The organism is Cupriavidus sp. GW822-FHT03E04 (assembly GCF_058801495.1).
This window is the reverse complement of the sequence record NZ_JBXANI010000030.1, coordinates 1-16,365: the sequence shown is the minus strand read 5'-3', so window position 1 is coordinate 16,365 and position 16,365 is coordinate 1. Positions and strand designations below refer to the sequence as shown.

Genomic DNA, 16,365 nt, shown 5'->3' with positions numbered 1-16,365 from the left:
GCGGCAAATAGGCACGCTGCGACTGAGTGATCCTGGACCCACTGCGACCTAGACGATCCATGGATATGTGGAGTTACCGATGAACCCCATTTTTTGCGTCGGGCGCGGCCGGGCGCTGGGCCTGCTTGCTGGCGCGATGCTTGGCGCGCAGGCAGCAACGTTCCCGGACAAGCCGATTCGGCAGGTGGTGGCATTTTTGGCGGGAGGGCCGACTGACATCAACGCCCGAGTGATCGCGCGCGATATGAGCACCCGGCTAGGACAGCAGATTATTGTCGATAACCGGCCAGGCTCTGGTGGCAGTATTGCCGCTGAGTTCGTGGCGAAGTCTCCGGCGGATGGCTACACGCTGCTGTATAACAGTTCGTCGATCGCGATCTCTCCGGCGCTGTTCAAGAACACAAGGCTCGATCCGGAGCAGATTTTCGCGCCCGTTGTCTATGCTGCGTAGGTCCCGCTTGTGCTGGTCGTCAACCCGCGTCGCCAGTCAAGACACCGGTTGACTTCGTCAAGCTGCTCAGAGAGAGGCCGGGTCGGCTCAATTTCGGGTCGTCTGGCAATGGCATCATCGACCAACTGAGCAGTCTAGTGTTTGCCGACAAGACGCAGACCAGGTTCAATCACGTGTCATACAAGGGCAATGCTGCCGCGCTGCCGGACCTGCTGGTCGGGCGCATTGATTTCATGATGTCGGGCAGTCTGAACGCGGTGCTACAGTTCATCAAGGATGGCAAGCTGCGCGCCGTAGCGGCAACCACGTCCACGCGGGTGTCGGTGCTGCCGGATGTGCCGGCGATCCGTCCTTGCCCGATCGGCACCTGTGGACAAGCAGCGCGGGGGGCGAGTGCCGATGGCGTCGGCGGATTTGACTAAAACTTAAGCAACGAGGGCGACCGGCCTGCCTGCGGGCGCGGTTCTCCACAACAGCTATCTTCCGGTACGACCTGGAAGCCCGGCGCTCTTAGAAGACGGCACAACGCAGGATTCGACGCCGTGCCAAATCCGTGTCAATCGAAATCTAGCGTGCGGAAGCGATCACCTGGGTCCGCATCCAGATGGCCCAGCACGGCGTGACTTTTGACCCTCGGTTCGACATCCAGTGCTTCAGTGGTTGCACAACCCTTCCCCAAATCCCTCGCCGACGGTCGCTGCCACGGCCGCACGCAGGGTGTCTGCCAGCAGATCCGGCGGCGCGCCGCCTGCCGGGGAACCCAGCCAACTGCGCACGCAGCGCCTGCTCGGTACTGTTTATTGGATACACGGATGCTCGTTGCACTCCGTTATGTGTCGTAAGGGCCTCTTTTAAGAGATTCGCGCGAGCACCTGTCTTAGTTTCGTTCTCCGAAACGTCTACCTGAGCAAGAGCATGAAGATCGCGGACCTCATGCATTCATAAACGGGAATACATCTCATTCACTACCGGGCGCAGCATGCGGATTACTTGCACTTGGATAGATCCCAGCGGGTCTGGCCAGCCGTCTCCTTTACCAAGTATCCCTACCGCTGGCAGCGCCGGATGGCGGGCTCTGTTCGTTCGGACGTGTCCCCCATCGCTCCGGTAACCCAGTGACCGGCTACCTGCCTACCTCACCGTGGCTGCGGTTCCACGCTGACAGGCAGGGTTTCGGCCATCCGTCTTGCTCACAGGAAGATGCTGCACCATGCCATTGCGTTCACTCGAGTCCTCGCTCGGAGAAACCTTTATTACCCACCGCGCTCATCTCTGGCGTGTGGCACAAAAAATCGTGCGTACGCCAGATCTGGCTGATGAGGTTATGCAAGACGCCTACCTGAAGGTGGCGGGCCGGGTATTGGCCCGGGATGTCAGGCAGCCGCTTTGCTACTGCTGCCAGGTGGTACGCAACGTGGCCTTCGACTACCACCGGCACGTTTCCGTGGAATCCACCTATCGCATCTACTGTGACGATGTGGAGTTCCTCAATGTTCCGGGATGCGTCGCGCCCGAATGCGTCGTGGGCGAGCGTCAGGTACTCGACATGATCGACCGGGTGCTGGACGACTTGCCAGCCAGGACCCGCAAGGCGTTCGAGCTGAACCGGCTGGGCGGCGTCACGCAGCGCGAGATTGGCAAGCAACTGGGATGCTCCGCGACCCTGGTGAACTTCATGATCAAGGAGGCCGACGCTGCGCTGAAGGACTGCCGCTATCTGTTGGAGACCACGGGCTGAGTTGGAGCGCAAGCGGATGGCACGACTAAACAGATCCGCACCAGCCCCGTCTTCTACACGGAAGGCACAGGACGCCGCGCCCGCCGCCTACCTTTTCTGGACCCATTACCTGAGGACTATGCATGTCTACAAGCTGCTTTGACCGCGAGGATGAGATCTTTATCGTCCTCGTCAACCACGAAGAGCAATACTCCATCTGGCCTCATTGGAAGGCCGTGCCCGGCGGCTGGACGGCAGTCGATGGTGTCAAGGGAGACAAGAAAACCGTTCTGGAATATGTCGAACGGGCTTGGACCGATATGCGTCCGAGGTCGTTGCGCGACTGGATGGACCAGCAGCCGGCCCGCGCGGCCGCGGTGGAATAAGCCGAATGCCGGCGGCGGTTTCGCTGTTGTGCCTGCCGTGCGCGGGCGCGAGTGCGACGATGTACCTGCGCTGGCGCAGGCTGGTGCCCGACTGGATCGAAATCGTTCCAGTCGAGTTGCCGGGCCGCGGTAGTCGGCTGGCACAGCCGTGCGTGGAGGATTTCGACGCTCTGGTTGTTCAGCTGTGCGAGGAGCAGAAGCACGTCATGGCGGGATGCTTCGCCCTGTTTGGCCACAGCATGGGCGCGCTGCTCGCCTATGGCATGACGCGGCGGCTCGGCGCGCTGGGCCGCCCGCTGCCGGGCGCGCTGCTGGCCTCCGGTTGCCCCGCGCCATCGCAGCGTGATCCCGCACGGTTTTCCGGCAAGGATAACGACGCCGCCTTGATCGCGGATCTGCGCAAGCAGGGCGGCACGCCGGAGGAAGTCTTCTCCAGCCCCGAACTGATGCGCATCACGCTGGACGTGCTGGGTGCCGACTACCGCCTGTGCGGGAGCTTTCGCTATGCCGCGCAGGCCCCGTTGCCCATGCCGATCCATGTGTTGGGCGGGCGCCAGGACGATATCGCGTCCGCTCGCATGCAGGCATGGTCCGCCGAAGCTAGGGACGGCTTCACGCTGGACTGGTTTGACGGCGGCCACTTCTTTATCAGGCAGAGCCAGGATGCGGCGCTCGCTACCATCGTGCAGCGGCTGGCCCATGCCATGGCGGGAGGGCGCCATGCAGCTCTTGCCACTGCGTGATGCGCTGCCTGCGGGCATAGAAGCCTACCGGCTCGATCTCGATCACGAACCGGGTGACGGTCCCACCGGGTTCTGGCCCAAGCTGACTTCGGAGGAGCGCGCTCGCGCGGGCCGCTTCGCGCGGCGAGCCGACTGCATTCGCTTCGGGGCCACGCGCGCCGCGCTGCGCCATCTGCTGGCGCGGCGCCTAGGTTGCGGCCCGGAGGATGTCCCTCTCGCTTTGGGCGCGCATGGCAAGCCCTTGCTCGGCGGCGAGGCAAAGGGCCTGCTGCTGTTCAACGTCTCCCACGCCGGCGCGTATGCCGTCATCGCCATCGCCGATGCCGGGCTGGTAGGTGATGTCGGCGTCGACATCGAGCGTTGCGACGCCGGCGTCGACACGCAGGCCATCCTCGATATCGCCCTTACCGCGCAAGAGCGCGCCGCGGTCAGCGCCGCGCCCGATCCGCTCGCGGCGTTCTACCTGCATTGGGTGGGCAAGGAGGCGGTTCTCAAGGCCATCGGCGTCGGCGTGGCTGCGCATCTGCAATCCGTTGCCATCCACTGTGCGTCCGGACAGGCGCTGGCGGCGCGCTGCGACCTGCCAGGGTGGGCACGCCCCCGGCTCATGGCGCTTAGCGCTCCTGCCGGCTACGCCGCAGCGCTGGCATGGCGAACCAAGGAATCGATATGAATGACATGGCCACTTGGCCCGAGCGCCGGGCACCGGCGGGTTCGGCGCTGCCTGCGCTGTTCACGCCGTCCCGGCCGGGGCAGGCACTGATGGAGGCTACCCCGGAACTTCGGCTGCAGATCGACAAAGCTCTGCTCTCGGTGGGCGGCGTACTGCTGCGCGATTTCACCGTGCCCTCGGTGGATGCGTTCCAACAGTTCGCGTCTTCTTTCGGACATTCGCTGCTCAGCTACGAGTTCGCGTCGACGCCGCGCAGTGCCCTGTCGTCGGCGGGCGTGTACACCTCCACGGAGTATCCGGCTCACCAGAGCATCCCACTGCATAACGAGCAGGCCTACACACGCGAATGGCCGATGAAGATCTGGTTCCATTGCATCACCGCATCACCGGTTGGCGGCGAGACACCGATCGCGGACAGCCGGGAGATCTATCGCGGGATGCCGGCGTGGATCCGCGAGCGCTTCGCGCGGGGCCTGATCTACACGCGCAACTACGGCGAATTCGACCTGCCGTGGCAGCAGGTCTTCAATACCGGGGACCGAGACGAAGTGGAGGCCTTCTGCCGGCGCGCCGGCATCCGATGGGAATGGAAACCGGATGGCGAGCTGCGCACCGCGCAGCTTTGCCAGGCGGTGCAAACGCATCCGGTGACCGGTGAGCCGGTGTGGTTCAACCAGGGCCATCTGTTCCATGTCTCGAACCTCCAGGCGGAGGTGCGCGAGTCGCTGGAGGACATGCTCGGCGTGGAGAACCTGCCGCGCAATGTCTACGACGCCGACGGCAAGCCGATCGCCGACGGCATCTTCGCCGAGGTGCGCGGCGTCCTGGATGCGCAGACCGTGAGCTTTCCCTGGCAGCAGGGCGACGTGCTGATGCTGGACAACATGCTGGTAGCCCATGCGCGCTCGCCGTTCCAGGGACCACGCAAGGTGGTCGTGGCCATGGCCGAGACGCACGGCGACCTGGACCACGCATGACCGCGCATAACGCTTAAAGCATAACGATCGGGAGTCAGTGACATGGAACACAAGACAGGCGCGCCGGCGTCGGAATACGTGCGCCCGGAGAACTTCGTAGCGCACCTGCGCTCGTTGGCACGGCAGCGTCCCGACGAAGCCTGGCTCACCACGGTGGGCGAAGCTGACGGCAAGACCGTCGAGCAGACCTTTACCTATGCGGTTTTTGAGTCCCGGGTGCGCGCCCTGGCCGCGCGCTTGCAGGCGCAATGCGGCAAGGCAGAGCGCGCCCTGTTAATGCTCGACAACGACGACCACTACGCCGTGAGCATGCTGGCATGTTTCTATGCGGGTGTGATCGCCGTACCGGTGTTCCCGCCCGAATCCATGCGGCCACAGCATCTGGAACGGCTGCTGGGAATCGCGGCCGACGCGCAGGCGTGCTGCGTGCTCACTTCGGCTGAGCTGCAGGCGGCCATGCAGGCCAGCGACGCTGGCTTTGGCGCGATGGCCGCCATCGTCGTCGACACCGTCGATGCCGCGCTGGCCGATGCCTGGATGCCATGCGAGCCCGCTGCGGACGATATTGCCTTTTTGCAATACACCTCCGGCTCGACCTCGGCGCCCAAGGGCGTGATGGTGAGCCACGGCAACCTGATGGCCAACGAACAGGCCATTCGCGAAGGGCTGGGTATCGGGCCGGACGACAAGTTCGTATCGTGGTCGCCGCTCTACCATGACATGGGCCTGATCGGCGGCATGCTGCAACCGCTTTACAGCGGCATCGCGCTGGTGCTGACTTCGCCCCGATACTTCCTGGCACGGCCATTCCGCTGGCTGGAGCTGATCTCGCGCCATCGTGGCACCGTCAGCGGCGGTCCCGATTTCGCATATCGGCTTTGCCTGGACCGGGTGAAGGACGCGCAGCTCGCGCAACTGGATCTGTCCGCCTGGCGCGTCGCCTACACCGGCGCCGAACCGGTGCGCAGCGATACCGTGAGTGCGTTCGTCCAGCGCTTTGCCGGCTCGGGGCTGGACGCGGGCGCGATGTACGCCTGCTACGGGCTTGCCGAAGCCACGCTGTTCGTCACTGGCGGCCGGCGGGGCGCCGGCATGGTTGCGCGCCGGTTTGCCGCCGACGGGCTGGCGCAGGGCGCCGGGGTGCCGGCCCGCCTGGACGAGAAAGACGAGAAAGACGAGAAGGACACCACGCTGGTCGGTTGCGGCACGGTGGCTTGCGCCCACCGGGTCGAAATCATTGACCCGGAAACGCTGCGGGCGCAGGCGCCGGGACAGATTGGCGAGATCTGGGCTAGCGGGCCCAGCATCGGCCACGGCTACTGGGGCAACACCCAGGCCACGCGGGAAACCTTCGTCGAGCACGACGGCAGCCAGTGGTTGCGCACCGGCGACCTAGGCTTTGTGCATGACGAACAGCTCTACGTGACGGGCCGGATCAAGGACGTCATCATCATCCGCGGCCACAACCTCTATCCGCAGGACATCGAGCGCATCATCGAAGCCAGGGTCGACGCGGTCCGGCCGGGCCGTGTGGCGGCGTTTGCCGTGCAGGGGCCTTGGGGAGAGGGCATCGGCGTGGCCGCGGAGGTATCGCGCAGCATGCGCAAGCTGGCCAGCCCGCAAGCCCTGGCCGATGCGCTCGGCACGGTGGTTGGCGAGGTCGTCGGCGAGCCGGTGGCGGTCGTCGTGCTGCTCAACGCGGGCGCGTTGCCCAAGACGTCGAGCGGCAAGCTCCAGCGCGGGGCGTGCAGGCGGGGCTGGCAGGATGGCACGCTCGATTCCTACGCTATCCTGGAACACGGCAGGCTGGTCCATGGCGACGGCGCGCAGGTGTGCAGCGGCGATCCGCTCGCCGATCCGCTGGAGATCGCGTTGGCGCGAATCTGGCAGGAGGCAGCCCGCTGGGACGCCAGCCATGTCGCGGACCGCGGCACGCATTTCTTCGCCAGCGGCGGCAACTCGCTGGCGGCAGTGCAGGCTGCCGCTCGCATTGCCGATCACTGGGAGATCGCGTTCCCCGTCAGCGAGCTGTTCGAGCAGCCGCTACTGCATCAGTGCGCGGACGCGGTGCGCAGGCGCCTGGCCGAGGGCGAACGCCAGGGTCGGACCACCATCCCGGCGCTGCCAGCCTTGCGCCGCGCGGGCCCGCTGCCGCTGTCGCACGCCCAGCAGCGCCAGTGGTTCCAATGGCACCTGGATCCGGCCAGCACGGCCTACCACGTAGCGGCAGTGCTGGACCTTGCGGGCAAGTTGGATGCCAGCGCGATGCGCGGCGCGTTCAGTGACCTCGTGGTCCGCCATGCCGCCCTGCGCACGGTGTTCCGGGCGGCACCCGACGGCACCGGGCAGCAGTGGATTCCAGAACCGCATCCCGCTGTCGCCATGACCACGCTCGACCTGTCCGGCATGGCCTGCGACATGCTCGAGGCTCGCGCGCGCGACGAAGCATGCCAGCTCAATGGGCAGCCTTTTGATCTGATGCGTGGTCCGCTGCTGCGCGTGGCGCTGATCCGGCTGGCGGACGACGTCCACCGGCTGGTGCTTGTCATGCACCACATCATCTCCGATGGCGTCTCGATGCAGACCCTCGTAGATGAACTTGGCGTGCTCTACCGCGAGCGCACGGCCCCCGGCACGCACGCGCCGCTGCCCGGCCTGTCCATCGAGTACGCCGACTATGCGCAGTGGCAGGCCGAGTGGCTGGCCGGCGGCGTGGGCAAGCGGCAACTGGCCTATTGGCGCGAGCAGTTGGGCAATGTGCATCCGGTGCTGTCCCTGCCCACCGATCATCCGCGCGCCGCGGTGGCCGGCTACCGGGCGGCACACCACGCGATCGAGCTGCCCACCGAACTGCTGGCGGGCCTGCAGCGGGTTTCCGCCGAGCACGGCGCGACCTTGTTCATGGCCTTGCTGGCCGGGTTTCAGGCGCTGCTTTTTCGCCATACCGGGCAGGAAGACATCCGGCTCGGCGTACCCGTCGCCAACCGGCACCATGCCGCCACACAGTCCGCCATCGGCCTGTTCGTCAACACGCAGGTTGCGCGCAACGTCATCGGTGGCAGGATGCCGCTGGCGCAAGTGCTGGCGCAGGCAAGGGCCGCCGCGCTGGGCGCGCAGGCCAACCAGGACCTGCCGTTCGAGCAATTGGTGGAGGCGCTGCAGCCCGCGCGCAGCCTGTCGCACACGCCGCTGTTCCAGGTGCTGTTCAACTATTTGCGCGAGGACTTCCGGGCATTCGAGCAGCTGACTGGCCTTGCCGCAACCAGTCTTCTGGTGGAAGGCCAGGCCGCCCAGTTCGAACTCTCTGTGGAAATCCGAGAACGCGCGGGGGGGAGGTTCTCCGCGCGGCTTTGCTACGCCAGGGAGCTGTTCGAACCCGCGACCATCGCGCGGCTGGGCGCGCACTACCTGCGCATGCTTGGGGCGCTCGCCGCGCAGCCGCGCCTGGCCGTGGGCGACGTAGACCTGCTCGAGGACGCGGAACGAGCCGCACTTGACGGCTGGGAGCGCGACGAGACCGCCTGTGACATCGCGGACACCGTGCATGCCGCGTTCGAGCGCCGCGCGCGCGTTGCGCCGCAGGCCACCGCGCTGGTGTTCGGCGAGGCGTCGCTGGACTACGCGCAGCTGAACGCCATGGCCAACCGGCTGGCGCATCGGCTGGTCTCGCTCGGCGTGGGCCCCGATACGCTGGTGGGCATCGCGGTGGAGCGCTCCGTGGAGATGGTGGCAGGGCTCCTGGCCATCCTCAAGGCCGGCGGCGCCTATGTGCCGATCGATCCGGCTTTCCCGAGCGAGCGGATCGCCTATATGGCCAAGGATAGCGGCGTGAAGCTGTTGCTGACACAGGCAAAGGTGGTCGCCGGGCTGCCGCAGCTGGCCGGCGTGCACGTAGTCGCGCTGGACCGGCCTGCGCGCCCGGCCGGGCCCGATGCGAACCCCGCCGTGGCGCTGCACGGCGACCACCTTGCCTACGCCATCTATACCTCGGGCTCCACCGGCCAGCCGAAGGGCGTGGCCAACCGGCACAGCTCGCTGTTCAACCGCCTGGCGTGGATGCAGGCCGCCTACCAGCTGGATGAGGGCGACACGGTGCTGCAGAAGACGCCATTCAGCTTCGACGTGTCGGTATGGGAATTCTTCTGGCCGCTGATGCTGGGCGCGCGCCTGGTGGTGGCGCAACCGGAGGATCATCGCGATCCCGCGCGCCTGGCCGCGCAGATCCGGGGCCACGGCGTCACCACCATCCACTTCGTGCCGTCGATGCTGCAGGCGTTCCTGGCGTACCCGGGCAGCTCGGACTGCACGAGCCTGCGGCGCATCGTGTGCAGCGGCGAGGCGCTGCCTGCGGAGCTGCTGCGCAAGGCGCGCGAGCAACTGCCGCAAGCCACGATCTACAACCTCTACGGCCCGACCGAGGCCGCCATTGATGTCACGCACTGGACCTGCCGCGACGACGGGCTCGGCCACGTGGCGATTGGCCGGCCCATCGCCCGCACGCGCGCCTGTGTGCTGGATACCGAGTTGAACCGCGTGCCGCAGGGCGTGGCCGGTGAGCTCTACCTGGGCGGCGCCGGCCTGGCGCGTGGTTACCTGGGTCGGCGGGGGCTGACGGCGGAGCGCTTCGTGGCCGACCCGCTCGATGCCGGGGGCGAGCGGCTGTACCGCACCGGCGACCTGGTGCGCTGGCGTGCTGACGGGCAACTCGAGTACCTGGGCCGCATCGACCACCAGGTCAAGATCCGCGGCTTGCGCATCGAGCCGGGCGAGATCGAGGCCGCGCTGCTGGCCCAGCCCGGCGTGCGCGAGGCCGTGGTGGTAGCGCGGCAGGACAGCGGCGGGGCGCGCCTGTTGGCCTATGTGGCGGCCGATGCGGCCGCCACCGATCCGATCCGGCTGAAGGCGCAACTGGGTCGCTTGCTGCCCGACTACATGGTGCCGTCACTGTTCGTGCGGCTTGACCGGCTGCCGCTCAACGCCAACGGCAAGGTCGACCGCGGCGCGCTGCCCGCGCCCGAGGCCGCCAGCAGCCAGCCTTACGAAGCGCCGCGCGGCGCGGCGGCCGAGGCGCTGGCCGCGATCTGGGCGGAAGTGCTAGGCGTCGAGCGCGTTGGTGCGCAGGACAATTTCTTTGATCTGGGTGGCCATTCGCTGACGCTGATACGCGTGCACAGGCTGCTGGAGGACAGGCTGCATGCGGGCATTTCAGTGGTGGACCTGTTTCGTCATCCGACCATCGACGGGTTGGCGCGCCGCATCGAGCAAGGAGCGGCGCCGGCGCCGGGCGCGGCCGATAGCGAAGAACGGGCGCTGCGGCAACGCGCGGCGCTGCAGCGGCGCCGCTATGCGGCACAAAGGGTGAACTGATGCCGATACACGAAGCATTGCCGCAAGACAGCGGCATCGAGATCGCGGTGGTGGGGCTGGCCGGGCGCTTTCCCGGCGCCGACGACGCCGCAGCATTCTGGCGCAATATCCAAGCTGGCGTTGAGTCCGTTGCCGCACTCACGGATGCGCAGTTGCGCGATCGCGGGATTCCGCAGGCGAGCCTGGACGACCCGGCCTATGTGAAGGCGGCGGTGCGGTTCGACGACTTCGACCAGTTTGACGCCGGCTTCTTCGGCTACACCCCCCGCGAGGCCGAGCAGCTCGACCCGCAGCAGCGCCTGTTCCTCGAATGCGCGTGGCAGGCGCTGGAAGACGCCGGCTATGACGCCGCCCGGGTGGACTACCCGGTGGGGGTCTATGCCGGCGCGGGCGCCAATCTCTACCTGATGCGGCATCTGCTGCCGCGCCATGCGCTGGGCGCGGACGGAATCGCCGGGCTGATCAGCATGCTCAACGGGAATTCGGCCGATTCGCTAAGCACCCGGGTGGCTTACAAGCTGGACCTGCGCGGCCCGGCGGTCACCGTGCAAACCGCCTGCTCAACCTCGCTGGCCGCAGTGCACATCGCCTGCCAGGCACTGCTTAGTCACGAGTGCGATATGGCGCTGGCCGGCGGCGTCTGGCTCAACCTGCTGCAGGACGGCGGCTACCGCCACCAGCCTGGCGCCATCCTGTCATCCGATGGGCATTGCCGTGCCTTCGACGCCAGCGCGGACGGCACCGTGCTCGGCAGCGGCGCCGGCATCGTTGTGCTCAAGCGCCTGGACGAGGCGCTGCGTGACGGCGATGCCATCCGCGCCGTGATCAAGGGTTCGGCAGCCAACAACGACGGTGCCCGCAAGGTTGGCTACACCGCGCCGAGCATTGATGGCCAGGCCGACGTCATCCGCGCCGCGCAGGCTATCGCCGGTGTGGGCGCCGATACCATCGGCTATGTGGAAGCCCATGGCACCGGCACGACCCTGGGCGATCCGATAGAGATCGCGGCACTCACGCAAGCCTTTCGTGCCGGCACGGCGCGGCGCGGCTATTGCGCCGTGGGCGCCGTCAAGACCAATATCGGTCATCTCGACGCCGCCGCGGGCGTGGCGGGGCTGATCAAGACCGTGTTGGCGCTCGGGCACCGCACGCTGCCGCCGAGCCTGAACTTCGTGACGCCGAACCCGCGCATCGACTTCGACGGCAGCCCCTTTTATGTCAACACCGAGGCGCGCGACTGGCCCGCCGGCGCCACGCCGCGCCGTGCCGGCGTCAGCGCGTTCGGCATGGGCGGCACCAATGTGCATGTGGTGCTGGAAGAAGCACCGCCGCGGGCGCCCACCGCCGAGGACCTGGCGGGACAGCGGCTGCTGATGCTGTCGGCTCGCAGCGAAGCGGCATTGGCGACCGCCGCACAGCGGCTCGCCGGGCATCTATCGCAGCATCCGGCGCTGCCACTGGCCGATGTCGCCCATACCTTGATGGCCGGGCGCAAGCGGTTTGCGCACCGCGCGGTCGCTATCGTGCAGGACCAGGCGCAGGCGGTTGCGGTACTCAATGCGCGCCAGGCCCCCGACTTCGTCAGCGGCACTGCGCTGTGCGACGCGCCGAGCGTGGCCTTCCTGTTTCCCGGCCAGGGCGCGCAGCACGTTGGTATGGGGCGCGAGCTGTACGCAGCCCAGTCTGTCTTCCGCGACATGGTGGACCACTGCTGCGCGGCGCTGGCCGGTGAACTTGGCCTGGACCTGCGCAGGCTGCTCTATCCCGCCGTGCAAGACGAGGCCGAAGCCTCGGCGCGGCTGGCGCAGACCGCGCTGACGCAGCCGGCCCTGTTCGTCATCGAGTACGCCATGGCACAGCTCTGGAAAAGCTGGGGCGTGCAGCCCGAAGCGATGCTGGGGCACAGCATCGGCGAGTATGTGGCGGCCTGCCTGGCGGGTGTTTTCTCGCTGGACGACGCGCTCGCGCTGGTGGCCGCACGTGGCCGCTTGCTGCAGGCCACCCGTCCGGGCGCCATGCTGGCGGTCAGCCTGCCGGAGGCGGCCTTGCGGCCTTACCTGGATGCCGGCTGTGACCTGGCGGCCGTCAACGCGGCCGACCTGTGCGTGCTGTCCGGGCCACTCGAGGCCATCGAAGCCGCCAGCCGGGCATTGACTGCCCAGGGCGTGGCCGTGCGGGCGCTGCATGTCTCGCACGCGTTCCACTCCGCGCTGGCCGAGCCGATTCTCGGAGAGTTCGAGGCCCTGCTGCACAGGCTCGTACTGCACGAGCCCACGATCCCCTTCGTCTCCAATGTCACCGGCCAATGGATCACGGCCGGCGAGGCATGCAACCCGGCCTACTGGGTGCGGCACCTGCGCCAGACCGTGCGCTTTGCCGAGGGTCTGGAGGTGCTGCTTGCCCAGCCCGGGCGAGTTCCACTGGAGGTCGGGCCCGGCGAGACGCTGAGCAGCCTGGTGCGCGGCAGTCCGGCACTGGGGCCGCTGCGTCCCGTGCTGGCCAGCCAGTGCCACCCGAAGCGGTTGGCATCGAACATGGGCCAGCCGGCGCGCTGCCTGGCACGGCTCTGGGTAGCCGGCGTCGAGCCGGCCGAAGCCGCCTGCCTTGGTGCCGCGCCGCGCCGCCGGGTTGCGTTGCCCACCTATCCGTTCGAGCGCCAGTCGTACTGGGTGGCGGCAACGAGCGGCCCGGACACGGCCGCGGTAGCCGTGACGGACGACGGCAGGCGCGAGCGCAAGGACTGGCTGCACGTCCCGGGCTGGCAGCGCAGCGCGCCGCTCTCGCCGGCGGGCAAAGCGCCAGCGGGTTGCACGCTGGTCCTCGGTGGCCCGGACGCATTCGCCGATCTGCTCAGCCAGCGCCTGGCCGCCGGCGGGGCGCGCGTGGTGCGCGCAGCGCCCGGCGCGGACTACGCCCGCGTCGACGGGACACGCTACGTACTGCGCCCAGCCGAAGCCGCCGACCACGAACAGGCGTTGCGCGCGATTGCCGCCGAAACCGGGCCGGTATCCCGTATCTGCCACTTGTGGAGCCTCGGCCTGACGCAGGCGGCGCAGGACGATGCACAGCAGCGCGGCTTCTACAGCTTGCTTGCGCTGGCGCAGGCCCTGCAAGCCACCGGCGCCGGCGAGCTGGCTCTCACGGTGGTGACCGACCAGTTGGAGGACGTCACCGGCAGCGAGCCGCTATGCCCGGAGAAGGCCACGCTGCACGGCCCTTGCAAGGTGATCCCGCAGGAGATGGCGGGCGTGGCATGCCGGCTGGTCGATGTGCTGCTGCCGCCCGCGGACGGAGTGGCGCTGAGCCAGGCCGTCAACCACGTGATGGCGGAGATGGGCGCGCCGTCCGGCGATGCGCGCCAGGCACTGGTGGCCTATCGTGGCGCGCATCGCTGGCTGCGGTCCTGGGCGCCGGCGCCCCTCGCCATCCCGGCGCAGCCGCGCTTGCGGAAGGGCGGAGTTTGCCTGATCACCGGCGGCCTGGGCGGGATCGGCTTGGTCCTGGCGCAACACCTGGCCGAGGCATGGCAGGCCAGGCTGGTCCTGCTGACGCGGCGGCAGATGCCGCCTCGCGCCGAGTGGCGACGCCTGGCGCAGAGCAAAACGAGCGAGCCGACGCTGCGCGAGGCGCTGCAGCGCCTCGTCGCATTGGAGGAGCGCGGTGCCGAGGTGCTGACGCTCCAGGCCGACGTGGCCGATGCCGCCAGCGTCCGGGCCGCGGTCCGGCAAGCGCGTGAGCATTTTGGCGCCATCCACGGCGTGATCCATGCCGCCGGGGTGGCGGGCGGCGGCATGATCGCAACGCGCCGGCGCGCGCAGGTCCAAGCCGTGTTTGCGCCCAAGCTCGCCGGCACCGTGGCGCTGATGGCGGCCGTGCGCGGCGAGCCACTGGATTTCGTTTGCCTGTGCTCATCGCTGAGCGCACTCACGGGCGGCTTCGGGCAGATCGATTATTGCGCGGCCAATGCCTATCTCGACGCTTTCGCTGCGCAAGCCTGTCGGCAGGGCGGCGTGCCGGTCTTTGCCATCAACTGGGATACCTGGCGCGGTGTCGGGATGGCGGGGGCACAACGGTTGCCCGAGGGCAGCGGCATCGCGCCGGCCGATGGCGCCGCGCTGTTCGAGCGCATCGTCAACGGGCCGGTCGCCGCGCAGACCCTGGTGTCCACGCTAGATCTAGGCCGCCAGATGGAGCGCGCCCGTAGCCTGGCGCTGGCGGACCACGCGTTGCCGGCCCCAGCTGCCGCGCGGCAGTTGCACCCGCGCCCCGCGTTGACGACCGCGTTCGCCGCGCCCGCGAGCCAGCTGGAGCAACGCCTTGCGGACCTGTGGTCCGAGAGCCTGGGCATTTTCCCGGTCGGTGTCGACGACAACCTGTTCGAACTGGGCGGCGATTCGCTGTTGGCGATCCAGTTGCTCGCCGGCATCCGCGGCGAGTTCGGGGTGGACGTGCTACCCACCGAGTTCTTCCTGAGCCCATGCGTCAGCGATGCGGCCGTGCTCGTTGAAACCAAGATGATCGAAGACATCGAGGGCGCTGCGGCGGGGGCATCGGCTCCCGAGGCGTCTCCCGCGAACGTATGAACATGCCCGCCATGCCTGAATCCCGACAACTTTCCGAACGCCGCGCGCGCCTGAGCGTCGAGCAACGCGCCTTGCTCGACGCCCGCCTGGGCGGGGCCGGCGCCCGCCCCGTGGCGCGCATCGCCCCACGCACCCAGGGCGGCTCGGCTCCGCTATCTTTTGCCCAGCAGCGCCAGTGGTTCCTCTGGCAACTGGATCCGCAGGGCTCCGCCTACCATCTGCGTGGCGGCCTGCGGTTTACGGGCCGGCTCGATGTGCAGGCGCTGTGCTCCAGCCTGCAGGCGCTGGTGGTTCGCCATCCGTCGCTGCGTACGGTGTTCCGTGCGACCGAGGACGGCAGTGCGGAGCAGGAGGTGCTGGCCGGCGTGCGCATTGATGTCCCGCTGGCCGATCTCAGTCCGCATGCGCCGCCGGAACTCGCGCAGCGCCTGTTCGACGAAGAGACGCGTTTGTGCGAGGCGCCGTTCGACCTGCAGGCCGGTCCCTTGCTGCGGGCGGTCCTGATCCGCGTCAGCGTGGACGAGCACCGGCTGCTGGTCTGCCTGCACCATATCGTGTCGGACGCCTGGTCCACGCAGTTGATCCTGGACGAGCTGGCGGTGCTATACCGGGCGCAGGTGCTTGGCCAAGCGAGCGCGCTGCCGCCGTTGCCCTTGCAGTATGCGGACTACGCCGTGTGGCAGCGAGGCTGGCTCGCGGCGGGCGAGGGCGGACAGCAGTTGCGCTACTGGCGCACGCAGCTCGGCGGCTCGCAACCCGCGCTTGTCCTGCCGGCCGACCGGCCGCGCAAAGCCCTGGCGGCGTTTGCCAGCCCCCGCGCCGCGCAGCACGGGTTCGCGCTGCCGCCGGCGCTGGCCGGGCGGTTGCGGCAGCAGGCAAGGGCCATGGGCGGCACGGTCTTCATGGCATTGCTGGCGGCGTTCCAGGGCCTGTTGTTTCGCCATGCCGGCCAGTCGGACATCCGCGTCGGCGTGCCCAACGCCAATCGCAACCGCAGCGAGACCGCGGGCATCGTCGGCTTTTTTGTCAATACGCAGGTTATGCGCGCCGAAGTGACTGCGCGTATGAGCCTGGCGCAGTTGCTGGACCAGGCAAGGCAAGCCGGTTTTGGCGCGCAAGCGAACCAGGACCTGCCGTTCGAACATCTGGTGGAGGCGCTGCAGCCTGAGCGCAGTCTCAGCCAGAGCCCGCTGTTCCAGGTCATGTTCAACCACCTGCGCCGCGATCACCGGTCGCTGGCAACGTGGCCCGGCCTGGCCGTGCGGCGGCTGGATATCAGCGAGGGCGACGCACAGTTCGACCTCAGCCTGGAGACCATCGAGGACGCTGACGGCGGGATCGCGGCGACGTTGATCTATGCCGAAGCGCTGTTCGAGCCCGCGACGATCACACGGCTGGCCGGCCATTACGTCACCATGCTTGAAGCGCTGGCGGACAGCCCGGAGCTGGCAGTCGGCGAAGTGGACCT

General features: G+C 67.9%; 9 protein-coding genes and 1 pseudogene. All 10 read left to right on the top strand.

Annotation, left to right across the window (positions count from 1 at the left end; translation table 11 throughout):
- Positions 1-79 precede the first annotated feature (79 nt).
- The gene (locus AC1RQC_RS33135) at positions 80-451 is read left to right on the top strand and encodes a Bug family tripartite tricarboxylate transporter substrate binding protein (RefSeq protein ID WP_492885822.1); all 372 of its coding nucleotides are present in this window, start codon (positions 80-82) and stop codon (positions 449-451) included.
- Positions 452-483: 32 nt separating this feature from the next.
- Positions 484-873: pseudogene (locus AC1RQC_RS33130) on the top strand (Bug family tripartite tricarboxylate transporter substrate binding protein); the annotation flags it as partial.
- Positions 874-1,661: 788 nt separating this feature from the next.
- Positions 1,662-2,189 carry a sigma-70 family RNA polymerase sigma factor gene (locus tag AC1RQC_RS33125; protein ID WP_492885820.1) on the top strand — a complete coding sequence of 176 codons (528 nt, stop codon included), beginning with the start codon at positions 1,662-1,664 and terminating at the stop codon, positions 2,187-2,189.
- A 122-nt stretch (positions 2,190-2,311) separates the two neighbouring features.
- The gene (locus AC1RQC_RS33120) at positions 2,312-2,554 is read left to right on the top strand and encodes an MbtH family protein (protein WP_492885818.1); all 243 of its coding nucleotides are present in this window, start codon (positions 2,312-2,314) and stop codon (positions 2,552-2,554) included.
- Between the two features lie 5 nt (positions 2,555-2,559).
- A complete protein-coding gene (locus tag AC1RQC_RS33115) occupies positions 2,560-3,297 on the top strand; it encodes a thioesterase II family protein (RefSeq protein WP_492885816.1) in 738 nt (245 codons plus the stop codon).
- A complete protein-coding gene (locus AC1RQC_RS33110; protein WP_492885814.1) occupies positions 3,275-3,970 on the top strand; it encodes a 4'-phosphopantetheinyl transferase family protein in 696 nt (231 codons plus the stop codon). Before AC1RQC_RS33115 ends, AC1RQC_RS33110 begins: the two co-directional genes overlap by 23 nt.
- Positions 3,967-4,947, top strand: a complete 981-nt coding sequence (locus tag AC1RQC_RS33105) for a TauD/TfdA family dioxygenase (RefSeq protein WP_492885812.1) — start codon at positions 3,967-3,969, stop codon at positions 4,945-4,947. Before AC1RQC_RS33110 ends, AC1RQC_RS33105 begins: the two co-directional genes overlap by 4 nt.
- A 42-nt stretch (positions 4,948-4,989) precedes the next feature.
- Positions 4,990-10,314 carry a non-ribosomal peptide synthetase gene (locus tag AC1RQC_RS33100; RefSeq protein WP_492885810.1) on the top strand — a complete coding sequence of 1,775 codons (5,325 nt, stop codon included), beginning with the start codon at positions 4,990-4,992 and terminating at the stop codon, positions 10,312-10,314.
- Positions 10,314-14,897 carry a type I polyketide synthase gene (locus AC1RQC_RS33095; protein WP_492885808.1) on the top strand — a complete coding sequence of 1,528 codons (4,584 nt, stop codon included), beginning with the start codon at positions 10,314-10,316 and terminating at the stop codon, positions 14,895-14,897. The genes AC1RQC_RS33100 and AC1RQC_RS33095 overlap by 1 nt, the downstream gene beginning before the upstream one ends.
- A gap of 11 nt (positions 14,898-14,908) precedes the next feature.
- Positions 14,909-16,365: condensation domain-containing protein (locus AC1RQC_RS33090; protein WP_492885806.1), on the top strand; the 1,457-nt coding region annotated here is incomplete at its 3' end.